12 protein-coding genes are annotated in these 20,566 nt (G+C 53.5%); 4 read left to right on the forward strand and 8 right to left on the reverse strand.

The genetic code is table 11. The features are described from left to right. Nucleotides 1–36: 36 nt before the first annotated feature. Both VMF88_10225 and VMF88_10230 read left to right on the forward strand, forming a co-directional pair. Nucleotides 37–1,032 (forward strand): SDR family oxidoreductase, encoded by a 996-nt coding sequence (locus tag VMF88_10225; GenBank protein HTY11435.1) that lies wholly within the window; start codon nucleotides 37–39, stop codon nucleotides 1,030–1,032. Between the two features lie 20 nt (nucleotides 1,033–1,052). After that, the gene (locus VMF88_10230; GenBank protein ID HTY11436.1) at nucleotides 1,053–2,243 is read left to right on the forward strand and encodes an SMP-30/gluconolactonase/LRE family protein; all 1,191 of its coding nucleotides are present in this window, start codon (nucleotides 1,053–1,055) and stop codon (nucleotides 2,241–2,243) included. Nucleotides 2,244–2,265: 22 nt separating this feature from the next. Here the strand turns inward: VMF88_10230 and VMF88_10235 are convergent, their stop codons facing one another. From VMF88_10235 to VMF88_10270, 8 genes are all read right to left on the reverse strand, one after another. Further along, on the reverse strand, nucleotides 2,266–3,939 hold the full coding sequence (locus tag VMF88_10235; protein ID HTY11437.1) for a T9SS type A sorting domain-containing protein: 1,674 nt from the start codon (nucleotides 3,937–3,939) through the stop codon (nucleotides 2,266–2,268). 267 nt (nucleotides 3,940–4,206) lie between these two features. Next, nucleotides 4,207–5,283 (reverse strand): glycoside hydrolase family 88 protein, encoded by a 1,077-nt coding sequence (locus VMF88_10240; protein HTY11438.1) that lies wholly within the window; start codon nucleotides 5,281–5,283, stop codon nucleotides 4,207–4,209. A 140-nt stretch (nucleotides 5,284–5,423) separates the two neighbouring features. Next, nucleotides 5,424–7,820, reverse strand: coding sequence for a N,N'-diacetylchitobiose phosphorylase (locus VMF88_10245; GenBank protein ID HTY11439.1), 2,397 nt, complete (start codon nucleotides 7,818–7,820; stop codon nucleotides 5,424–5,426). Nucleotides 7,821–7,849: 29 nt separating this feature from the next. Continuing rightward, the gene (locus VMF88_10250; GenBank protein ID HTY11440.1) at nucleotides 7,850–8,845 is read right to left on the reverse strand and encodes a glycoside hydrolase family 130 protein; all 996 of its coding nucleotides are present in this window, start codon (nucleotides 8,843–8,845) and stop codon (nucleotides 7,850–7,852) included. Nucleotides 8,846–9,018: 173 nt separating this feature from the next. Beyond that, nucleotides 9,019–10,482 (reverse strand): MFS transporter, encoded by a 1,464-nt coding sequence (locus tag VMF88_10255; GenBank protein HTY11441.1) that lies wholly within the window; start codon nucleotides 10,480–10,482, stop codon nucleotides 9,019–9,021. A gap of 61 nt (nucleotides 10,483–10,543) precedes the next feature. After that, nucleotides 10,544–13,033 (reverse strand): glycoside hydrolase family 9 protein, encoded by a 2,490-nt coding sequence (locus tag VMF88_10260; GenBank protein HTY11442.1) that lies wholly within the window; start codon nucleotides 13,031–13,033, stop codon nucleotides 10,544–10,546. Nucleotides 13,034–13,051: 18 nt separating this feature from the next. Further along, nucleotides 13,052–15,115 carry a glycoside hydrolase family 2 TIM barrel-domain containing protein gene (locus VMF88_10265; protein HTY11443.1) on the reverse strand — a complete coding sequence of 688 codons (2,064 nt, stop codon included), beginning with the start codon at nucleotides 15,113–15,115 and terminating at the stop codon, nucleotides 13,052–13,054. 28 nt (nucleotides 15,116–15,143) lie between these two features. Continuing rightward, nucleotides 15,144–17,486, reverse strand: coding sequence for a glycosyl hydrolase (locus VMF88_10270; protein HTY11444.1), 2,343 nt, complete (start codon nucleotides 17,484–17,486; stop codon nucleotides 15,144–15,146). A gap of 319 nt (nucleotides 17,487–17,805) precedes the next feature. Here VMF88_10270 and VMF88_10275 point away from each other — a divergent pair, with 319 nt between their 5' ends. Both VMF88_10275 and VMF88_10280 read left to right on the forward strand, forming a co-directional pair. Next, complete coding sequence (locus VMF88_10275; protein HTY11445.1) at nucleotides 17,806–18,909, forward strand: SGNH/GDSL hydrolase family protein; 1,104 nt, start codon at nucleotides 17,806–17,808, stop codon at nucleotides 18,907–18,909. Between the two features lie 149 nt (nucleotides 18,910–19,058). Next, nucleotides 19,059–20,564: a hypothetical protein gene (locus VMF88_10280; GenBank protein ID HTY11446.1), complete on the forward strand. Its 1,506-nt coding sequence runs from the start codon at nucleotides 19,059–19,061 to the stop codon at nucleotides 20,562–20,564. Nucleotides 20,565–20,566 lie beyond the last annotated feature (2 nt).

The raw sequence follows: 20,566 nt of genomic DNA on the forward strand, positions 1-20,566 counted from the left end.
TTTTCATTATTCAAACACAAAACTTAATTGATTTTTATGAAGGTGTTATTTATTGGCGGAACGGGGAATATCAGCACTTCCGTAAGCAGGCTTGCAGTCGCATGCGGCATCGATCTCTATTTACTTAATAGAGGAAAAAGAGGGACTGCCGTGCCGGGGGCCAAAGTGCTCATCGGCGATATTTCGAAGCCGGACGAAATGCGATCAATCCTCACGGACCATGCGTGGGATTCCGTGGTCGATTGGATCGCATATACGGTGAGCGATATCCAACGAGATTTCGAGCTGTTCAAGGGGAAAACGAAGCAATTCGTTTTCATCAGTTCTGCGTCGGCCTACCAAAGACCCGCCGCCTCCCCCTTCGTCACCGAATCGACGCCGCTGGCGAATCCGTTCTGGGAATACTCGCGGAATAAAATTGCCTGCGAAGAAAAGCTCATGTCTTTGTACAGAAGCGAAAGCTTCCCTGTGACGATCGTTCGTCCCTCGCTGACATACGATACCGTCATTCCGGTTCCGGTCGGAGGATGGACCGAATACACGACGGTCGACAGGATCAAGAAAGGGAAGAAGATCATTGTCCACGGGGACGGTTCTTCTCTATGGACCGTCACTCATGCGGAAGATTTCGCCAAGGGATTCGTCGGTCTTCTCGCCCACCAGCAGTCCATCGGACATGCATTCCACATCACATCCGACGAGATCCTGACATGGGATCAGATCCATCAGGCGGTCGCCGAAGCGGTCGGACGGGAGGCGCATATCGTTCACATGGCGTCGGACTTTCTGGCTTCTTGCGACGAGGAATTTCGCGGAAGCCTTATCGGAGACAAAGCGACGAGCGTGATTTTCGACAACAGCAAGATCAAGCGGTTTGTCCCCGGATTTACGGCGACCATTCCCTTCCGACAGGGAATCAAGCGGACCATTGACTGGTTCGAAGCAGACCCGTCGCGGCAGATCATCAAGAAGGAAACGAACGATATGATGGAAAGGATGATCGCCCAATATGAGAGGGCATTCATTTCGTGATCACTTTTTTTGACCGGACAATGACCATGATACCGAATCTCAGGCACCGCTTCCGTTGCATGCTGTTCCTTCAATTCCTGTTGATCATTGGAGTCATGGCCCAATCCCCCATCCCTCCAGAAGCAAAGCTGGAAAAAGTTGCAACAGGCTTTCTGCAGCCCGAAGGGCCGGTGTGGATCGACTCGCTCGGATTGTTATTGAGCGATATCGCAGGAAATAAAATCTACCGATTCTCCCCCGCCGACAGCACGCTGACGGTTTTCATGAACCCATCCGACAGCTCGAACGGCATGACCCTCGACCTCCGGGGACGAATCATCCTGACACAGATGGGATTGCGCCGCGTCTCGCGCCGGGAAGCCAATGGAACGATCACTCCTCTCGTTTCAACGTACGACGGGAAAAGGTTCAACAGCCCCAACGATGTCGTCGTAAAGTCCGACAGCTCCATCTACTTTACCGACCCGGACTTCAACATCCCTCCGGGCGAAAAAGCTGAATTGACGTTCAAAGGAATTTACAGGATCAGTCCGTCGGGCGTATTATCGTTGTTAGATAGTTCTCTCGACAAACCGAACGGAATTTGTTTCTCCCCCGACGAAAGCAAGCTCTACGTCAACGAATCGGCACAGCACAAGATCTACGTCTGGGATGTCGCGGGGGACTCGCTCGCCAACAAGAAATTATTCTATACGACGCCGTTATCGGGGTACGTTGATGGAATGAAAGTCGACCGCGATGGGAACATCTACTGCAGCGGGCCGAGCGGCGTGTGGGTCGTATCTCCGGCGGGAGTTTACCTGGACAGGATCGTCATGGAAACGCCTTCGAACTGCAACTGGGGAGATGCGGACAGAAAGACACTGTATATCACGGCGGGAAGCAGCCTTTATAGAATCCGGCTGGCGGCGACTACGAAGGTTCACGACCACGGTTCGCTTTTTCCGGAGTCACACAGATTAAATGCGAACTATCCTAATCCGTTCAACCCCGAAACAATCATCAGCTATCAATTAACAGCCACCAGTTTCGTGAAACTGAATGTGTACGACCTCACGGGGAGGGAGATCGCCAGGCTGGTCGATGATGAACGGCAAGCGGGGGCGTATTCAGTCCGTTGGAACGCTTCCGGGCTTGCAAGCGGCACGTATTTTTACCGGCTGCAAGCGGGGAGCTTCGATGAAACAAAGACGATGCTCCTGTTGCGCTGAGCATCCTCCGTCAATCCCCCGATCATTTCATCAGCACCATTTTTTTCACGTCGTGGAAATTTCCGGCGCTTAGTTCGTAGAAATAAACTCCGCTCGACAAATTCGCCGCATCCCATCGCACGGAATGATTTCCGGCCCCCTCTGTCTCGCTGACAAGGCGAGCAACTTCTCTTCCAAGCTCATCATAGACCTTTAACGTAACAAAACTGTTCGCCGTTAATTGATAGCTGATGACCGTTGCCGGGTTGAAGGGGTTGGGGTAATTCTGATTCAGCGCGTAGGCCGAAGGATGGTTCTGCTTTTCGTCCACACCCGCCGCCGTCCCTGTCGGCAAAATCACCTGCCATAATTTGGGAGAGTTATTGCTGTATTGTAATCCAGTTTCGACAATATACAGAGTGTCTCCTACCATCTCGATGCCGAGCGGCGAATTGAACCCTGTTACAAGCTTTGTGACGTGTGCGATGTAACCGGTATCGTTCTTCGTCAGGGCAATTGCCATAAGATTCTGGCTGGTATCGTTCAGCGCCGTGATGAGAGAGCTGTTCGAAAAGCTGATGACGAACGCGTTACCTTTCAAATCGCCCGCGATGATCGAATCCTTGTCGAACACGATGCCGTCGATCGAAAGATGCGGCGTGAACGTAGCATCCGTCGTGCCGAGCTGGTGGGCGTCCTTCACCGCTCCGGTCGTCGTATCGCGGAATTTGTCTGCGTCCGGACCGGCGTTTGGAATCGGTTCGGTGAATGTGATGCTGTCCGGCCGTGCCGGGTATGTCGAGTCTTCGCTGTAGGTGACGTACAAATTTCCTCCTCCCCAGGCGTTTTTACTTAGCAGCGGGTCCGTGTGTGGATCGTACGGGGTATATTGCTGGGGCGTGTTATCCCCGCCGATGCGCCAGGGAAAACCGTAATGATGTCCTTCACGAAGCCAATTGAGCTCTTCGGGGTCGTCGCGATCATCGGAATTCTCCGGACCAAACAGGTCCCCGTTCCCTGCGTACGCGAAGTCGAACGTATTGCGAATTCCCTCGGCAAAGAGATACCCGTTGGACCTGAGCCATTCCCGGTCATCCTGCAATAAAATATCATGCCCGCTGATCGGCAATTTCCAGATGATCGATGTGAGGCCGGCTTCCCGGAAGCCATTGTGCAATTCACCGTGGTCGGTAGCCGCGCCGCTGTTGATGTAGAGCGAGTCGCCGGTAGGATTCAGGATAATCGCATTGACCCGATGGTTGTAGATGTTGCCGTACCTGTATCCGACAGTGCGGGCGATAACACTCCAGGTACGATTCTCGCTTCCGAGCGAGTCGGGAACTCCCTTAACGACCACAGCGGTGCCAATGACGCCGGTGGAGTCATTGCCGGTGAGATACATTGTACCGTCAGGGCCGAAGGTAATTCCTAGCGGGGCATTTACGCTGTCAACGGAAGGTTGATACACCGTCGTGAGCGTCGCCGAGCCGCCGGTTCCAAAATTGACGCGCTGAATAAGTCCGTTATTTTGAACGATGTACAGGCGATGCGAGACCGGGTCGCGCTTGATGCGGACGGAGTTGCTGCCGACGACCCCCAGTTGTTTGACCGAAATATCCGTGCGTCGTGATTTCGGCTGTGTGTGCAATGAGACGGCGTACAACAGCACGATGGCCGCGGTGAATGCGTGTTTTCTCCAAGTAGCGTCGATCTTCATGGCTTCATCTCCTCTGCTCCGATGGAAAAGTTTCCTTCATCCAAACCAATGAATATTCCACGACGCGGATCAGTCATGGCAATAACCTGGAAGTAATGCAAGGCTTGCTGCGTTAAGGATTGTTTGAAACGATTGAGCTGGCTACAACAGCATAGCGAGATTGAGCGAGAAATGCAAATCCTTTTTGAGGGAAAAGCTCGCGCCCCGGAAGAGATCGCTTTGTTCTGAAGACGGACGCTGAGATCGAGAAGAATCTTGATCGAACGATTAACCTTTGCCGCTGCTCAATTCGTTGTACGCCGTTTCCATCATGAGAAAGAATGCCTGTCCCTCGGTAGCGGTGCCGGGATGGTCAAATTCCGGCGAGCCGCATACTCCCTGCACAAGTCCGAGGTCGTCAACCTTCGAATGAGCAGCAAGGCGCATCGTGTCGGCCTTTTCGCAGTAGCTCTTGTCGATCCATCCCCCTTGAATTCCTCGATAGATGGAATACGAAAGCATCTGGGCGAGATTGGTTTCAACAAATGAACGGGGATCGTCCACGATGTTATGGAACAAGCCGTCCCGTCTGATGTGTGCTAAGCATCCATCGATAATATTTTTTGCATATCCGATCATTTTTTTCTTTTCCGATTGCATTGATCCGGGAAGAGCCCGAATCACTCTGGTGATGCCGGCTGCCGCCCAGCCGTTTCCGACACCCCAGCAATCCTTCCGAACAAAGCTTTGTTTCTCGCAGTCCCACATGTGGGAGAGAAGTCTCTTTTCGGGGTTCCAAAGAAGCCCATAAGCGCCGTCGATCTGCTTCACCGATTCTTCGTACTTTCCTGCCGCGGCCAGAAACGGCGGAAGCATATACATGATATCGCTCCAGACCTGAGGGATATTCGTGAAATGATAGATGATCCCTTCCTTCGTCCGTGGCGCTTTTGTCATCACATACTCGACCAATTTATCAAACCCGCCCATCAACGTTTTATCCCCGGTCTTTTTTGCAGCCCACAAGACCGCTTCGCCGGGAGAGCAGGCATCGCTTAAGGCAAATTCCTCTCCCAGCATCGCAAGCCTTCCGTCCGGCGACTGGCGCAAAACGGCATCCTTGGCCATGAGGATGACGAGGTCCGAGTCCCCCGCCTCCAGCATCGCCTGCATGGCCACCCCTTGTTCCCATGTCGCCCGCTGCAGCGAGAGCATTGCCCGTTTTACTTTCTCTGCCAACGGCGCGTCATTTGCCGGAAATATTTCACCGATCGGGTGACTACTCCGGTTTTCTCCGCGTGCGCCCGAGTAACTCAAAGCCGCCGTCGCTGCGGGAAGTCCCAAAAGAAAATTTCGTCTCTTCATGATCCGACCTCCTGTTGACCTTCAACGCGAAGAACCTTCTCCTGGAAGGAAAGAAGCTGCTCACCTTGAAAGATGAACTACACAGCAGCAGAACCTTCCTTTAGACTGGACCGCGTTCAAGAAAAAGATCCTGTTTCCGATCACCTCCCCATCGTGACAAGCACTTCGTTCGAATCTTTCATCTGATCGATAGGAATGAAGCTCCCCTGGATCTCCTTCCCGTTGACCGTCATCCCCTTTACCCCTTTTTGGACTCCGCTGCCGTTCTTGATGACGATGGAAAAGCTCTTCTTCCTGAACTTTCGGGAGATTTTTATTTCCTTCCAATCGGACGGGATGCACGGGTCGATCTTCAGTCCGTTGTATCCAGGCTGGATGCCGAGAATGTACTGTGTGGCGGTGTAATACGCCCACGAAGCGCTGCCGCTCAGCCACGGGAGGCGCGACGCGCCGTAACGCGGACTGTATTTGCTGTTGGTGAATTGGCAATAGACGTACGGTTCGATGCCGCGGACCTCCGCCTTCGTGTTGTACGCTGAAGGCATGAATTTCCTGTAATACTCGTAGGCCCGGTTTCCTCTTCCCAGCATCGTCTCCGCAATGATCGCCCAGCCTTGCGTGTGGCAAAAGATCGAACCGTTCTCTTTCATTCCCTTATTGAACAGGACCGCCTTGATGACCTTCGGGTCGGTTTTCTCTACAGGGGGATCGCAGAGCATAAGGCCGTACTCGGTCGAAAGGCGCTTATTGACGACGTCCATCAACCCTACCGCGCGCTCCTCGGTAAGATGCCCGCTGTAGACTGCCCACGGCTGCGGCTCCAGAAAAATCGAGGCCTCGTTGTTTTCTTTCGAGCCGAATTTCAAACCGTCGGCGCGGTATGCCCGAAGATACCATTCTCCGTCCCAGGCATGCCGTTCGAGGTTTTCGTCGAGTGCCGTCAAACAGCCCATAGCCCAGGCGACCTCGTCCGTCTTCTTCAGCATGCTGCAAATCTCGGTATATTCCTTCAGAGCATAACGAAGCTGGAAGGCGACAAAGGTCGTCTCTCCATCATGCCCAAGCTGCAGACAATCGTTCCAGTCCGCCGAGAGTCCGCACGGGAAGCCATGCGAACCGGACCGATCAAGGTTGAATTGAATAGCCCGCCGCAGATGACCGACCACGGTGTCATCTCCCTTATCGGCGTACGGGAGCACTTTGCCGTAGAACGCCATATCCCCCGTTTCCTTCACGTACGCCGGAATCGTGTTGAAGAGCCACAAGCAGTCGTCGGAGCGGTATTCTTTTTCGGCAGGCAGCTTCTCGCTTCCGGGTCTATGGGCGAATGGCTTGACAACCGGCATCGCACCGCCAGTTGACGCCTGCCCCGTGATCATGAGTTCCAGCCGCTCTTTCACTTCGTCCGGAATTGTGTGAAGAACGCCGAGCATGTCCTGGACAGTATCGCGGTATCCGAGTCCATCACGCTCGCCGGTATAGACCAGGCTCGCAGCGCGCGACCACGCGTATGTGATAAGGGAGTTGTACGGGTTCCACATGTTCAGCATGCTGTTGAATTCTTTATCCGGAGTCTCGGCGGTCATTCCCTGCAGCCTCGAGTGCCAATATTCTTTCAGCTTCCTGAATTCAGCTTTGACTTTGCCGGGATCTCCAAATTCTCCGAGCGCTTTTTTCCCTTCCGTCCCGGCTGCGCCGATTCCCATCAGGATCACCACTTCCTTGGATTCGCCGGGCCGAAGCTCAACCTCTGCCTGAAGCGTACCGCAGCCGTTGTCGCCGACTGACTTCGAATTCCTGCACCGTCCTTCCTCGACGACGATCGGGTTAGCATAGGTCCGGTACGGGCCGAGGAAAACCTCCCTGTCCGTATCGAACCCTTTGATGTCGGCTCCCGCCAATGCAAGAAACGTATGCCGTGCCTGCCCGTCGTCCTCGAAATGATCGGGGCGCACAGGCATGTTGACATTGGTCCCATGGTCGATGATATCATCAACGACATCCATCTTCGAAATGAATTGGGAGTACTGAAGATTGATCATGTCCTGGGATAAGTTCCAGTTGTTCGCGTACTCGACGTACGTGAACAAACTCAATTCCCGTTTCTTCGAATCGTTGTTGGTGATCCTGAGGAGCCAGCATTCGCAGGTTCGTCCGAGCGGAACAAAGAAGAGCGTTTCGGTCTTGATGGATGAATACTCCGAAGCGATCTTCGTGTACGCCGTTCCGTGGCGGCATTCCGACGTATAGCGCGCCAGCGGTTTCCCCACCGGCTGCCAGGAGGTCGACCAGAAATCTTTGCTTTGTTTGTCGTGAAGATAAACATAACGCCCCGGCTGGTCCATCGGAATAACGTTGAAACGGAGCCGGGTGAAACGGCCCTGCGCGGCGGATTTATAGAAGCTGTATCCGCCGGCATTGTTGGTGATGATGGCGCCGTATTCTGTGGAGCCCAAATAATTGCTCCATGAACGGGGAGTGTCGGGCCGTTCTACGACATACTCCTTGTTGAGGTCGTCGAAATATCCGAATTGCATTGTCAATTCCTTGAAGAAAATTCTTTTCGTCAGATCGGTTTGTTGGGATGGGCTTTGATGTACGCGATGAGCTCATCGATTTGAGTGAACGCAAGTGCGCAGTACGTGTCCGCCGCGCCGTAAAAGATCGCCATCCTTCCCGTCTCGGCATCCTGGAGCGTCGCGCACGGGAATGCAACGTTTGGGACGAAGCCCGTCGTTTCATACGGCGCCTCCGGCGTCAGGATGTAGTCGGCGCAATCGACGAGAATCTTTGACGGATCGTCGAGATCGAGGAGCGCCGCGCCGATGCTGTAAATAAAACCGCTGCATGTCGTGCAAACGCCGTGATAGATCATCAGCCAGCCCTCGGTCGTTTCGATCGGCACGGCGCCGGCGCCGAGCTTTGTATTCTTCCACCAGTAGTGCGTCGTCTTCATCACCAGGCGGTGCTTCCCCCAGTACGTCAGGTCGGGGCTCTGGCTCAGATAGATGTCGCCGAACGGCGTGTGCCCATTGTCGCTCGGACGGTTGAGCATCACGTAGTTGCCGTTTATTTTTCTCGGGAAAAGGACGCCGTTGCGGTTGAACGGAAGGAACGCATTTTCGAGCTGAACAAAGGTTTTAAAGTCTTTCGTCTTCGCAATGCCGACCGTCGGCCCGGAAGAATAATTGCACCACACGATGTAGTACGTCCCGTCGATCTCAAGAAGGCGCGGATCATACGCATACAAGATCGGTTTGGCCGGGCTGCCATCTTCATTCTGGAATGTGATGACGTCTTCCTGGACATCCCAGTGAAAACCGTCCTTGCTGTGGCCAAGATGCAATTTGGGATAGCCGTCGAAATGCTCTGCCCTGAACACTCCGATGAACTCGTTCTTGTAGGGGATGATGGCGCTGTTGAAAACCCGGCTTGAACCCCTGATCGGTTTTCTGCCGATCACCGGGTTCTTGTCGTATCTCCAAACGACATCGGTATTCCCTTTTGGCCTCTCCTGCCACGGCATGTTCGGCAGCGCTTTCCCCACGATTGTCTTTTTCATAGTAACATCCTTTAATGGTCGTAATGATATGGTAGTTGCCTGAATCCTAATTTTTAGCTTGCCACGAAGACGCTAAGACACATTGAGTGTCCTTTATTCAAGAACCTCTCGCTGCCGCAGTGTCTTCGTGCTCAGACATTTTTCATTTTTAATCCATAATTCTTAATTGTTCTCTATGCTGTCAGCGGTTCGTTTCCGCTGGCCTTTCTTCTTTCAACGAGATCTTTTGCAATTCCCATCATCGTCTTTTCGTCGAGCTTGTAGAAGAAAATAAGAAGGATGGAGATCAGGCCGAACGCTGCCGGAATGACGCTCATCAGCGAGATCAGAAGATGATTGACCTCGGCAGATTGCGGTTTATCGGCCATGAACCCGTACGCAGAAAGGAGCGCGCCGGTGAATAATGCGCCAATCGCCCATCCAACTTTCTGGCACGTTGCCGAAGCTGAGAAAACCAGACCGGTTGCTCTCCGGCCCCGTTTCCATTCCGAATAGTCGGCGGTATCCGCATACATCGCCCAGATGACCGGCGACAAGGGACCTCCCGTCAGCGAACCGGTGATCTGGAAGAAGAAGATCAGCGTAAGGTTCGCGGCGGAAAGGAAATAAAAGGCAGCGGTGCTGATCAGGGCCACGACGAAAAGAGCCAGAAAGGCATTTTTCTTTCCGATCTTCGCCGTCAGTAGCGGCACCAGCAGCGCTCCGAGAATCGAGCACCCCTGGCCGAGCGTGTTGAACACCGTCGTCACTTCTTCAAATCCCCAGTTAAAATTCCACCAGAGGAACGAGTAACTGATCGTATTGTGCGTGACGTCGGAGAAGTTCGTGATGTAATATTTGAAGTAATAGTTCGTCACGCCGATCCTCGATGCGACGAACATGATCATCGAAATCGTCGCGAAGAGTAGGATCAGCCACGGCCCGTTGGTGACAAGGTCCTTCAGGTCGGTTTTGATCGGAGTTTTCTGGGCTTTTGGAGGGCGAACTCGCTCCTTTGTGAGCAGGAAGGTCAGAATAAAAAAGACGATCGCGACGGCGCCGTAGATCATGATGGTCTTCTGCCACCCTCCGGGGTCACGCGTATCGACTCCGTTGCCGAAATGTTTCGCCAGGAGAAGGGACGTCGCCGAAACCGTCATCCCGCTGATATATGCAAAGGTGAATTTGAACGACGATGCGCTTGTGCGCTGCGTCGCGTCCGGCGTCAGAACTCCGAGCAGGGACGAGTATGGGATGTTGATGCCGGCATAGCACGCCATGAAAAGAAAGAGCGTGATGTACGCATACACCAGCTTCCCCGATTCGCTGAAATTCGGCGTCGTAAACGTGAGCGTTGCAGTGACGGCGAGCGGCAGAGCCATCCAGATCAAGTACGGCCTGAACTTTCCCCACTTCGTTTCCGTCCGGTCGGCTGTCATGCCGATGACCGGGTCGATCACTGCGTCGAAGAGGCGCGACACCATGATCATCGTGCCGGCGACAACCGCTGCCTGCGTTGTTGCGGCAATCTTGAAAACGTCGGTGTAGAAGAACATCATATTCATCGTGATGCTTTGCCAGAATAGAACCGAGGCAAAATCGCCGAAGCCGTAGCCGATCTTTTCCTTCAGCGGTAATTTCTGCAGTGTTTCGTCCATATGATTCTCCTTGGATTAATCGTCGATAGTAAGGAAATACCAGTGCATCAAGATCGAACAACTACTGAGATGTCTCGTTGAAAAGCTTATCCGCCGCCATCGCAAGGAACATGAAGTCCGTCGCGCCGCCCCCCATTACATACTCCGTCTGCTGCCAGAAATAGGGCCACGTTTTCAGCTCCGGCAGATCGGGACGAATCAGCGCCGTGCCGCTGCTGACTCCTCCCGGAATATACGACCAGTCGTCTCTGTTGACGCCGTACGCGACGGTCAGCGACTTCACGCCGACGCCCGAAGCAAAGGAGGCGGTGTTGTCTCCCGGATGGCATCCGAGAATGAAATTCATCGCGTTGAATGCGTACTCGGACGAGAAGGCCTTCGGAAAGCCGATATGCAGCAGCAGTTCTTTCACGGCGAGAGACTGGATATCCCAGCCGGCCCCCCAGATGTACGGCTTGTACGGCACGCCGTAGGGGTTTTGTTTCTGCTCGTCGGCGATCTTCCTAAAAGCCCGTTTGACGCCGTCGGTGACCTTTGCGGTGAACGAACTATCGTGCAGCTTCTCGACAACTCTTCCGGCAACCTCAGCGCAGGTGATGATGTTGCCGCCGATCACGTCGCCATTGTCGAGCAAAATTTTGCGGTATTCATCTTTGGACGTGGTAAGATACAACTCCGCAACGGCCGTGACCCTGTCCAGCGGTTTTGCCGAAGCGTTTCTTCTGTACAGCTCTTCGGCGATCGTTACACATTTTGCGGCAAGGCCGGGGTTAAACTCCTTCAATACCCTGCCGGCAGCGGCAAGCCGCTGGGCTGTATACAACTCTCTTCGCGGATTCTCTTCCGTAAAGACCCAGCGGTCATCTTTGGGAAGCGGGAAACCGAGCACCGGGTCTCTACCGCTGTCGTAGGAGACAAGGTTGTCGGTGATCGTCGCCGCATCGCCGAGATGGACATACTGCTCGAGCGTCGCTTCCTGTATTCCCCGGTACAGCCTTCCCATCGACTCAAAACCTCCGACGATCGACAAGACGCCGTGCTCAACTTGCTGGAGAAGATCCGGTTTTCCGTCCGGCTTATGAATTTCGGCGACCCTTCGTCTCTGGTCGATGGTTGTTTCGTCGTAATCATTTTTGAAGAATTCGTATGCCAGCGCAAGCTTATACACCGTCTCCGCCTGCGATTCCACGCGCAGGTCGTAGTCGCCGGCATCGTGCCAACCGCCGATATTCAAGCCGGGAACATGCTGGCCCGGCCTGAACATCGTATGTGTCGATGCTCCCTGCGAGTATCCGTCAAAATGGTCCCCCGGCTGCGCCATCACCGCGTCGTCCATGTGGCAGAGCCCGTGCCAGACCTTGTAGCGGTCTTTCACAGTCATATGGCACATTTGAACGGCCAGAAAATACTCGAGCGTCGGCTGCCAGACATTCCGCGCGAAGATATCGTTCTTGATCTCGAACTCGTTGGACTCGGATGTCCCGTACTTGACCTTATACAATCCTTCCTCACTCACGCCGCTAAAATCAAACCGCAGATATTGATACCGCAGAAATTTTCCCCATGGTGCCGGAGTCTTTTCCTCTTTGACGACCACCTCAGAATCCGGCGTTATTTTGACAAGCTGAACCGCATCGTATGTCGAAGCAAGCTTATCGAGTTCAACAACTGCGAATTTCTTTTGTTTCGGATGGTATCCGATCTGTGAGACCTGCACCACCGGCTTGTATCTCCAGCCGGGATTGAATTTCGGAGTGATCATCCATTCGACCGCGTTCTTGACCGCGCCGAGCGGGATCGTCGAGCGAACCACAAACCACCCGTTGTTATAGAGTCCCCTCCCGTCGAGGAGCTGAAGATCGCTTGCGTTGGTGGTGATGGTCAATTCTTTTTCCGCATTTCCCGGGGCCACGATCAATTTCTTCCCGGAAGCCATCGGAGTGATCTGGAAGCTTCCATCACTCTCCTTTTTCATGGGACCGTTTGCCTGGCGCGGAAAGATTCCCGGCCCGCCGTCCATGAAATAATGTTCGCCGAACAACTGGCCGGGAAATAATTCCAGATTGAAGCCGACCTTATTCGCCCATGCGGGCGGGAGCGGCTTCTCGAGATCGACAGTGAGCTTGATGCCGTTTCCGACCGCTTCTGTCCTGATGGTATACCTGAATACCAGGTCGGGATAGTCGATCGGGTTATATCCTTTTCTGTTCTGGCTCGAGTCGGGATACCACAGATCGACCGTGATCGTTCCGTTCTCTTTGTCCACATGACGCTTGCCGACCTTCGGAACGGGGGACCATTGACCGGGACCGGGTTCGAGACGGACATCCCCGTTCGCCGCCACGCGGCTTCCGCATTGGACGATCGTCAATCCCCCCTGATGGCCTTCGGGATAGAAATCATCGAACATCATCACATTGATCCCGTCGGCCTCATAGTATCCCTCGCTATTGATTTTCAGGAGCGGATTCGGCTGCTTCGTCTGACCGAACATGCCCGAGAACAATACACCAAGGAGCAAAACGATAACAAGAGAATTTCTTTTCATCATTGATCCACCACAGTTTGGTTATTTATTCACGGACGGTTTGAGCGTCCACAGACACTTGTCCGTCAGGCCGGCCCCGCCGCGGCTTGCGCGTGCCTCGATCTGATTCTCTCCCGGCTGCAATTGAATATTCTTCCAGATGAAGATGCAATTGGAACCTTCCTTTTGCACTCCTTGCGAAACTCCGTTGACCAGCAGTTCAACTTCCTTTGCGTTCGAATAAATCTTCACGTCCGTGGCCGGATGAGTCCTTGCAGTGAACCGGCGGCTTGTAATATAGAGCGTCGGCTCGTCCGACCAATTTGCTTTGTAGAAAAAGAACGCATCTTTGCGAATTTTCCGGTCGTAGGTGACCAGCCCCTTCGTGTTGCGCCCCTTTATCCCCCCCTCGTTCCTCGTATTGCTCGTGAAGTCGAACATATTCCAGACAAACGTTCCCCAGACAAACGGACGCGCTTTCATCGCAGCCCATGCCGCTTCGTGGAGGAGCGCCTGGTACTCCTCGGGATGCCACGGACCGTCCGCCTTCGGCTGCTGCGGATTTTCCTCATGTTGCTCGACGTTAGCACCTGCCCCGTATTCGCTGATGCACAAGCCGCCGTGTCTGCTCAACGATTTTCCCCGGTCGAGAAAATCGCCGAACGCTTCCTTCGGCCCCCATCCCGGATACCAGCCCGGATAAATATTCCATCCCAACAGGTCCGGGATCTTATCCATCTGCGGCAATTTTTCGGTCGACGTTGCGGCAATGGTCGGTCTGGTCGGATCTTCACCGTTTGCCACAATTTTTAAGTCCTGCAGTTCGCGATGCGGGTCGGGTCTTCCCGGCCAGAGTTCGTTGAACAAGCTCCACGCAAAGATCGAAGGGTGGTTGATGTTCTGCCGGATGAGGTCGAGAAGCTGGCCGCGCGATGTTTCGGCAAATCGGGGGTCGGTGCCGATCTCATTGACCTGCGGAAGCTCCGCCCAGACGAGAATACCCGCCGAATCGCATAAACCGTAGAAATAATCGCTGTGCTGGTAATGCGCGCAGCGAACGACCGTGCAGCCGATTTCTTTCAGGATCGAGATGTCCTCTTTCATATCAGCTTCAGAGATTGCCCAGCCCTTGTCCGGCCGGTCCTGATGACGGCAAACGCCGTGGAGATGGTACGGCTGCCCGTTCAGGAAAAAGCCCTTTTCAGGATCGACGGTGTAATATCGTATGCCGAGCGGCTGTTCGACGGAGTCAAGAAGCGTATCCCCGGGTGTCCGCAATTCCACGACAGCGCGGTACAGGTACGGGTCTTTTAGTCCGTTCCAGAGATGAGGATGAGGAAGAGCAAGATGGAGCGCGAACGGCGCGGTGACTTCGGGAACGACGGTGATCGGTTCCTCGGCAACTGCGGCGCGGCTTCCGGCTGCATTGTAGACGACAGCCCGCAGAATCAGTCCTTCAGTCCGGGACGTTCCGTTCGATATCTCGACATTGACGTCAAGAATCGCCCCATCGGAATCTCTTGACTGAAGCCATGCAGCCCCGGGGGAAGCATGGTCGGTAAGGGCGAAACAAATGTCGTTCGTTTCGATGAGATATACCGGGCGGTACAATCCACCAAAGATATTGAAGTCGCCGCTGAGCGGGGCGAGGTCGGGCTCGGGGGCATTGCTTGCTCGAACCGCGATCAGGTTCGGTCCCGCCGGCGCAAGCTGTCTGGTGATCTCATAACAGAACGCGCCGAACGCTCCGCGATGCTGGCCGAGAAGAACGCCGTTGCAATATACATCGGCGACAGAACCAGCTGCTTCGAAGCGAAGAAAATAACGCCTCCCGGGTTTTGGCGTCAGATGATCCAGAGGGCAGCGATACCAGCCGGGACCGCGATAATACTCTTCCCCCCTTTGAGCCTCCTGCCACCCCCAATTGTGTGGAAGGTCGACCGACTGCCAATCGCGGTCGTTGAATTGAAGCTGCGCGGCGCCGGCGATTTCTCCCAGCTTGAATCGCCAGCCTGAAACCAGCCGCGCGCTTTCACGAGGATACACTGCAACAGAGAGAAGCATGATGCCGAGTCCTATCCAGAAGAGAAAACGTATCTTCTTCATTTCCGTATGAAAGAAAATTGATAAAAACCTATTTACCTTTACCGTAATCTTCGTGAGCGATGGTCCGCGGATAATTATAGAGGTCGCGGATCTGCTCCGGAGTGTTATGGGTGTCCACGAAATTCGCCCAGATCATGAACCATGTCCACATCGGCTGATGATCGAGAATTTCGGGGGATGGCACTTCCCCGACTTCGCCGAGGGAGATTATTTTTCCCTTCCCTAAACGGACCAAATCGTCGTGGTGGCTTTGACGATAATCATGGTGGTACACATCCGTGGCGAAGACATCGACGTACTCCATGCCCGGGAAATAGTCTTCGTAGACATATGCCTCGTCGTTGATCAGCTGCCGCGGCGCGTTGGTATTCCAAACCCAGATGAGATTATTAAGCTTGTGATAATTGACGAACCGGTCGTACATCATCCTGTAGAGCTTGGCGAATCCGTTCTCTCCCCGCTTATTCCCCCACCAGAACCAGACCCCGTTCGATTCGTGATACGGCCGCCACAATACCGGAACGCCGAGCTTCTGCAGGTCGCCGAGATACTTAGCAATCGTATCGATACGGGCAACCCATCGTGCGTTCAACGGTGTTCCGGGAGTTGTCAATTCCCTCCACTCATTATCGGTCATTCTTCCCTGAACGCTTTCCTTCCATTTAAATGGGGGATCGTCCTGCGGTCTACCGACATGCCACATGAGAGTGATGATGTAGCCGTCCCTGTATTTTTGATACGCTTCCTGCACCAGCGAATCCGCGTTTCCCGGTCTGTAGTAATTGATGAAATCGCAGCCCCAAATCTCTGGCCTCTTCCCGGTCAGCTCATGTACGCGGTCGGGAAAAACATCCGCACGGCCGACGGCATTATGGTGTCCGGCAATGATATGTTTTCCTTTGATGGAGTACAGATATTCGAGCAGTTTCTTCGCTTCCGGGGTCGCATTATGGTTCACCGGCTCGTAATGCTTTTGGTCGTAGACGATCGTTTCGCTCTTGAGCCGGTTGATGCAATTGATCAAGCCGCGCGAAGTGTGGTAGTTACACTTCCAGATCGACGCCTTGGGCGCGTAGACATTTCCCGGCACAATGTCGATACCCCCCCAATAAAAGCCGCCGCGCTCCCGGTCGATCAAGTACTTCTTGCAGAACTCCCACTGGTCGCAGAACCTGTCATAATAATGCATCGGGTCGTTCGGAAATATCTCCGACATCATCAGGAATGAATTGAACGCTTCTACCTGCGCCCACCACTCTTTCGTCTTCCTGATGACCGTTGCCCGTTCGCTCGTGCCAAAATAATATCCGCCGTCATAGATCCCGCCGTGGTCTTGATCCCATCCATACGTCAGAACATGATCGACCATATTCTTCGCGACGCTCAGCGTTGTCGTATCATGCCTGAGTCCGAGAACCTCCGATGCTTCGAGCATCAGATACGCGGTCTCGACATCATGACCGAACGAGACATGGTCGAACTCATAATTTTTTTCCCTCACGGACGGGCTCGCATCCTTGAAGGAGACCGGCGTGAAATCGCGCTTGAGGAACAAGACGAGGTTCCCCCGTTTTGTCGTGACAACATCCCTTATCAGGACGAGCAGGGAATTCAGCCGTTCTTTCAGTAGCGAATCCGGCCAGACTTTATACAGCTCGGTGAAAGCTTCGAGGATGTGGATCATCGAATTCTGATCCTTCGGCGCGACCTCCTGGTAGCCATCCTTGAACGGCGTTCCATCCCGCGCCAAAAATTGGAAATAGCCGCCGTATTGCTTGTCGTAGCTGTGTTGTTCAAGCCATCGGAACGTTTCTTGAGCCATTTTCAGCGCAGCGCTGTCGCCGGATGCGCGGTAGTAGGCGGACAGCCCATAGATGGCGAATGCGTTTCCGTACGCCCGCTTCACGATCTGCCCCTCCTCCTTGATCGGATCCCCCTGGCGGGTGACGAGGTCATAAAAGCCGCCGAACTCGCTATCCCACATTTTATCTTTGAGGAATTCGACACCGTGCGCCGCAATGTTCCGGAGTGTGTTGTCTTTTTGGTAGAACATCGCCGCGTTGGAGGCCGACCAGATGTGGCGCGCCTGGGTGACGATCATTTTCGTCTGAAGTCCATCGAGCTCCCATTGATAGTTGATATCGCTGAAATATCCGCCGTAGGTCGTATCGACCGACAGCGGATAGAATCGATGGAATTCATCGTCCAGGACGTTCTGCAGTTCGACAGCGATCGAAGCTTTATCCTTCTTTACTCCGCCGGCAGAGTTATCGAACGGAGTTTTCCCCGGTGAGCATTGCCACAGCAGAAAGAAAAGCGTCAGCAGAGAGGAGCACTTCCCCCAATTCCTTTTCACGTCGACATTGATCATAGGTTTGCCGCTTTCATGAAATAGCAAGAGTAATTTATAGTGTTACACTCCTCGTTCAGCCGTCCCGCCACGATCTTCTTCGGGTGATGTCCTCATTTGACCAGGGAGTGCTTTAATAATTTTTCTCCGTCATGCCGGGATAACAGAGTCGAAAGCTGAGCGCTCATCATCCTCGAAGAAGCGAACGACAGTGGTGATGGATTCTTAAATGTTCAATCAGAATACAACGCGGCATCCGGTTGTATTTAAGTCCAAATCTAGGGATATTCACACATGACTCGGCTCGCTGCGGGTGCATAATAGAAAATTAAGGTAATTTATGAAACAACATTATCTGCTTCTTCTGCTCGGCGCGTTTCAATTGCTCGGCCTCACCGGGGCGGCAGGCGCACTCAGGCTGGTTCCGGCGAACGATCCGAATATTCAATATTTCGGCCGGTGGGACATGACCGACTCTCTTCATCCACGCTATTCGTGGCCCGGCGTCTATGTCTACGCGGAATTTTCCGGGACAACGATCGGCATCCGAATAGCCGACGGGACCGATTATTTCAACATTTACATCGACGGAAAACTTCACGGCGTTTTTCATGGAACAACACCGACGGAAGCAGATTATGTCCTCGCCGACAGTCTTCACGACGCGAAACACACTTTCCTGCTGACGAGGCGAAACATCACGTTCGAAAAACCATACACCTTCGGCGGAATCCTCATTGACAACGGCGCAACGCTTCTTCCCCCTCCGCCGAAGCCCTCGAGAAAAATCGAATTCGTCGGGGACTCGTTCACGGCCGCGGAGAGCGACGAAGCGACCGTGCAGGAGCTGGCGTGGGAAGATCGTTTTCCCGTCACCAACATCGACAAAGGATTTGCGCCGCTTATCGCAAAACATTTCAACGCGCAATACACGACCACCTGCCGTTCGGGGGCCGGAATGTACTGCGACTGGCAGGGAAAGACCGGTGAAACGATCCCCGCACGTTTCGACCGAACCCTGATGGAATCGAGCGAACCGAAATGGAATTTCAAACAATGGATTCCGGATGTCGTCGTTATCTGTCTCGGCTTGAACGATCATAACGGCTTAAAAGACAATGAAGGAAAAACCTCCGACGAAAAATCCGCCGCGTTCCGTAAAGCATACCGTCAATTCATCGACACGGTCCGCGTCGTTTATCCGAACGCCAAGATCGTCGCGATCGCTGCCTTCCATGAATGGATCCGCACCAACGTCAAGATGGCCGTTGACGAAGAAATCGCGTCGGGCAAAAAGAATATCTATTACACGCAGTTCGACGAATTTCCGGGCGGGTACGTCGCCTACGGTCACCCGACGGTTGAAACCCATCAAAAGATGGCAGACCAATTGATCACGTCGATGGAATCGTTCAACCTATTTCAAGGAACGAGCGATAAATAAACCCAACATCATTCTCTTACTGATCTCACCGATGACGGCCCATACGCACGTCACCCCTCCAGGGAATGAACACTCTTGACACTGAACGCACGGATCGGGAATCTTTGATAAAGCGGATAACGATGTTCCTTCGAGGAAAAGAGCCTTTCATGCTGGCCCTTCTTCTTTTTGTCGCTTCCTGCATCGCCGGGTTCTCGCTTCTCCATTTCGACAAGTATTCCCTTTATTATTTCGGGGATGCAGCGTCGCACATCGTTAAAGCCCGCGAGTTCACCGATTCCCATCCTCACGAGATCCCGATCATCGGGACTGTCTGGCTCCCGCTTCCCCATTTTCTACTGCTTCCGTTTGCGGCGATCGACGGCCTTTTCTTTTCGGGAATCGCCGGAGCGTTTGTCGGGATTCCATGTCTGGTCGGGACTGGCGTGGTGCTGTTCCTTTTGGTTCGTGCGATCACCGGTTCCTCAGCCATTGCGTTCCTGATGAGCTGCCTCTACGGGCTGAATCCAAATGTCGTCTATATTTCGCTCACGCCGATGGACGAGCCGACGCTCATTTTTTTTGTCACGCTTTCCGGCTATGCGCTCTTCCGGTGGCTCGAGAATGCTTCGCCCTCCTGGTTTCTCCTTAGTTCATTCGCCGTCCTGCTGGCAAGCTTGTGCAGGTACGAAGCGTGGCCTCTTGTCGGCTTTGTGGCCGTTGCAGGATCGTTGAAAGCCTATTCCCTGCGTAACAATTCGGAAAAGAAGGAAGCGGTTCGGATCGCTGTTATGTCAGCGGTCAGTACGGCCGGAATAATCATCTGGTCGATCTCACATTTCATTGTCTATGGAAATCCGTTCGCGTTCACTTACGGCACATACTCTGCGCTTTCATCCGTCTACCGAGAATCGTCCCAGCATCTTCCCTCCAACGTCATAGCGACATTCGGCCGGGCTATTCTCGTCATTTTCGGCCCTGCATTGCTGCTCATCTCAGCCGCAGCTTGTCTTCCTCGTCAAACCAGGCAACTCAACAGGAATATCCTCCTGCTCCTCACGTTCTTCATCATCCCCGCAGCATTCATCCTCGCTGCCGCTCTTGCCGGCTACGTCGGAATCGACGAGTGGTGGTGGAATTGGAGATACGTTTTAACCCTCGGCATTTTTTTCGCAGTTGCCGGGGGAGTCGGCCTCGCAAAAATTTTCGGCAAAGTAAAAAGCTTTCCGGCGCGAAGTGCCGTTGTCATTCTCCTTTGTGTCGTACCGGTCTTACAACTCGCTCGTCCTTCGATCGGCGTTGCGGTCTACAAGGACGCCGCGAAATGCATCGACGGGACCGCCAGAGATGCGATGAACATCGGCGAACAACTTCCCGGCATCTACAACAATGGGCCGGTCGGATTGGTCACAAACCCGAGCACCATTGTCAGGATCCAGATCGCCAGCACTCTACCACTGAAACAATTCCGCATCATTCAACCTTTCGCCGTTCAGAGAATTTCTGACACGACGTTTTCAGAACAGTACCTTGTGGTCCAGAAAAACGAAAAACCGGAATCCGAACTCCTTTTCCCTCCCAGAGACGGATCACCTAACACGTTCTTCTCGAACTTTCAACTCCGTTATGAGAATGCAACGTTCGCTTTGCTGGAACGAAGAGCTGAGCTCAACTGACC

It is taken from the genome of Bacteroidota bacterium (assembly GCA_035506275.1).
Taxonomy (GTDB): domain Bacteria; phylum Bacteroidota; class Ignavibacteria; order UBA10030; family UBA8401; genus JAGVPT01.

Coding starts and splice junctions, on each gene's coding strand:
- VMF88_10225 (HTY11435.1), top strand. CDS start 37: ATGAAGGTGTTATTTATTGGCGGAACGGGGAATATCAGCACTTCCGTA.
- VMF88_10230 (HTY11436.1), top strand. CDS start 1,053: ATGACCATGATACCGAATCTCAGGCACCGCTTCCGTTGCATGCTGTTC.
- VMF88_10235 (HTY11437.1), bottom strand. CDS start 3,939: ATGAAGATCGACGCTACTTGGAGAAAACACGCATTCACCGCGGCCATC.
- VMF88_10240 (HTY11438.1), bottom strand. CDS start 5,283: ATGAAGAGACGAAATTTTCTTTTGGGACTTCCCGCAGCGACGGCGGCT.
- VMF88_10245 (HTY11439.1), bottom strand. CDS start 7,820: ATGCAATTCGGATATTTCGACGACCTCAACAAGGAGTATGTCGTAGAA.
- VMF88_10250 (HTY11440.1), bottom strand. CDS start 8,845: ATGAAAAAGACAATCGTGGGGAAAGCGCTGCCGAACATGCCGTGGCAG.
- VMF88_10255 (HTY11441.1), bottom strand. CDS start 10,482: ATGGACGAAACACTGCAGAAATTACCGCTGAAGGAAAAGATCGGCTAC.
- VMF88_10260 (HTY11442.1), bottom strand. CDS start 13,033: ATGATGAAAAGAAATTCTCTTGTTATCGTTTTGCTCCTTGGTGTATTG.
- VMF88_10265 (HTY11443.1), bottom strand. CDS start 15,115: ATGAAGAAGATACGTTTTCTCTTCTGGATAGGACTCGGCATCATGCTT.
- VMF88_10270 (HTY11444.1), bottom strand. CDS start 17,486: ATGATCAATGTCGACGTGAAAAGGAATTGGGGGAAGTGCTCCTCTCTG.
- VMF88_10275 (HTY11445.1), top strand. CDS start 17,806: ATGAAACAACATTATCTGCTTCTTCTGCTCGGCGCGTTTCAATTGCTC.
- VMF88_10280 (HTY11446.1), top strand. CDS start 19,059: ATGCTGGCCCTTCTTCTTTTTGTCGCTTCCTGCATCGCCGGGTTCTCG.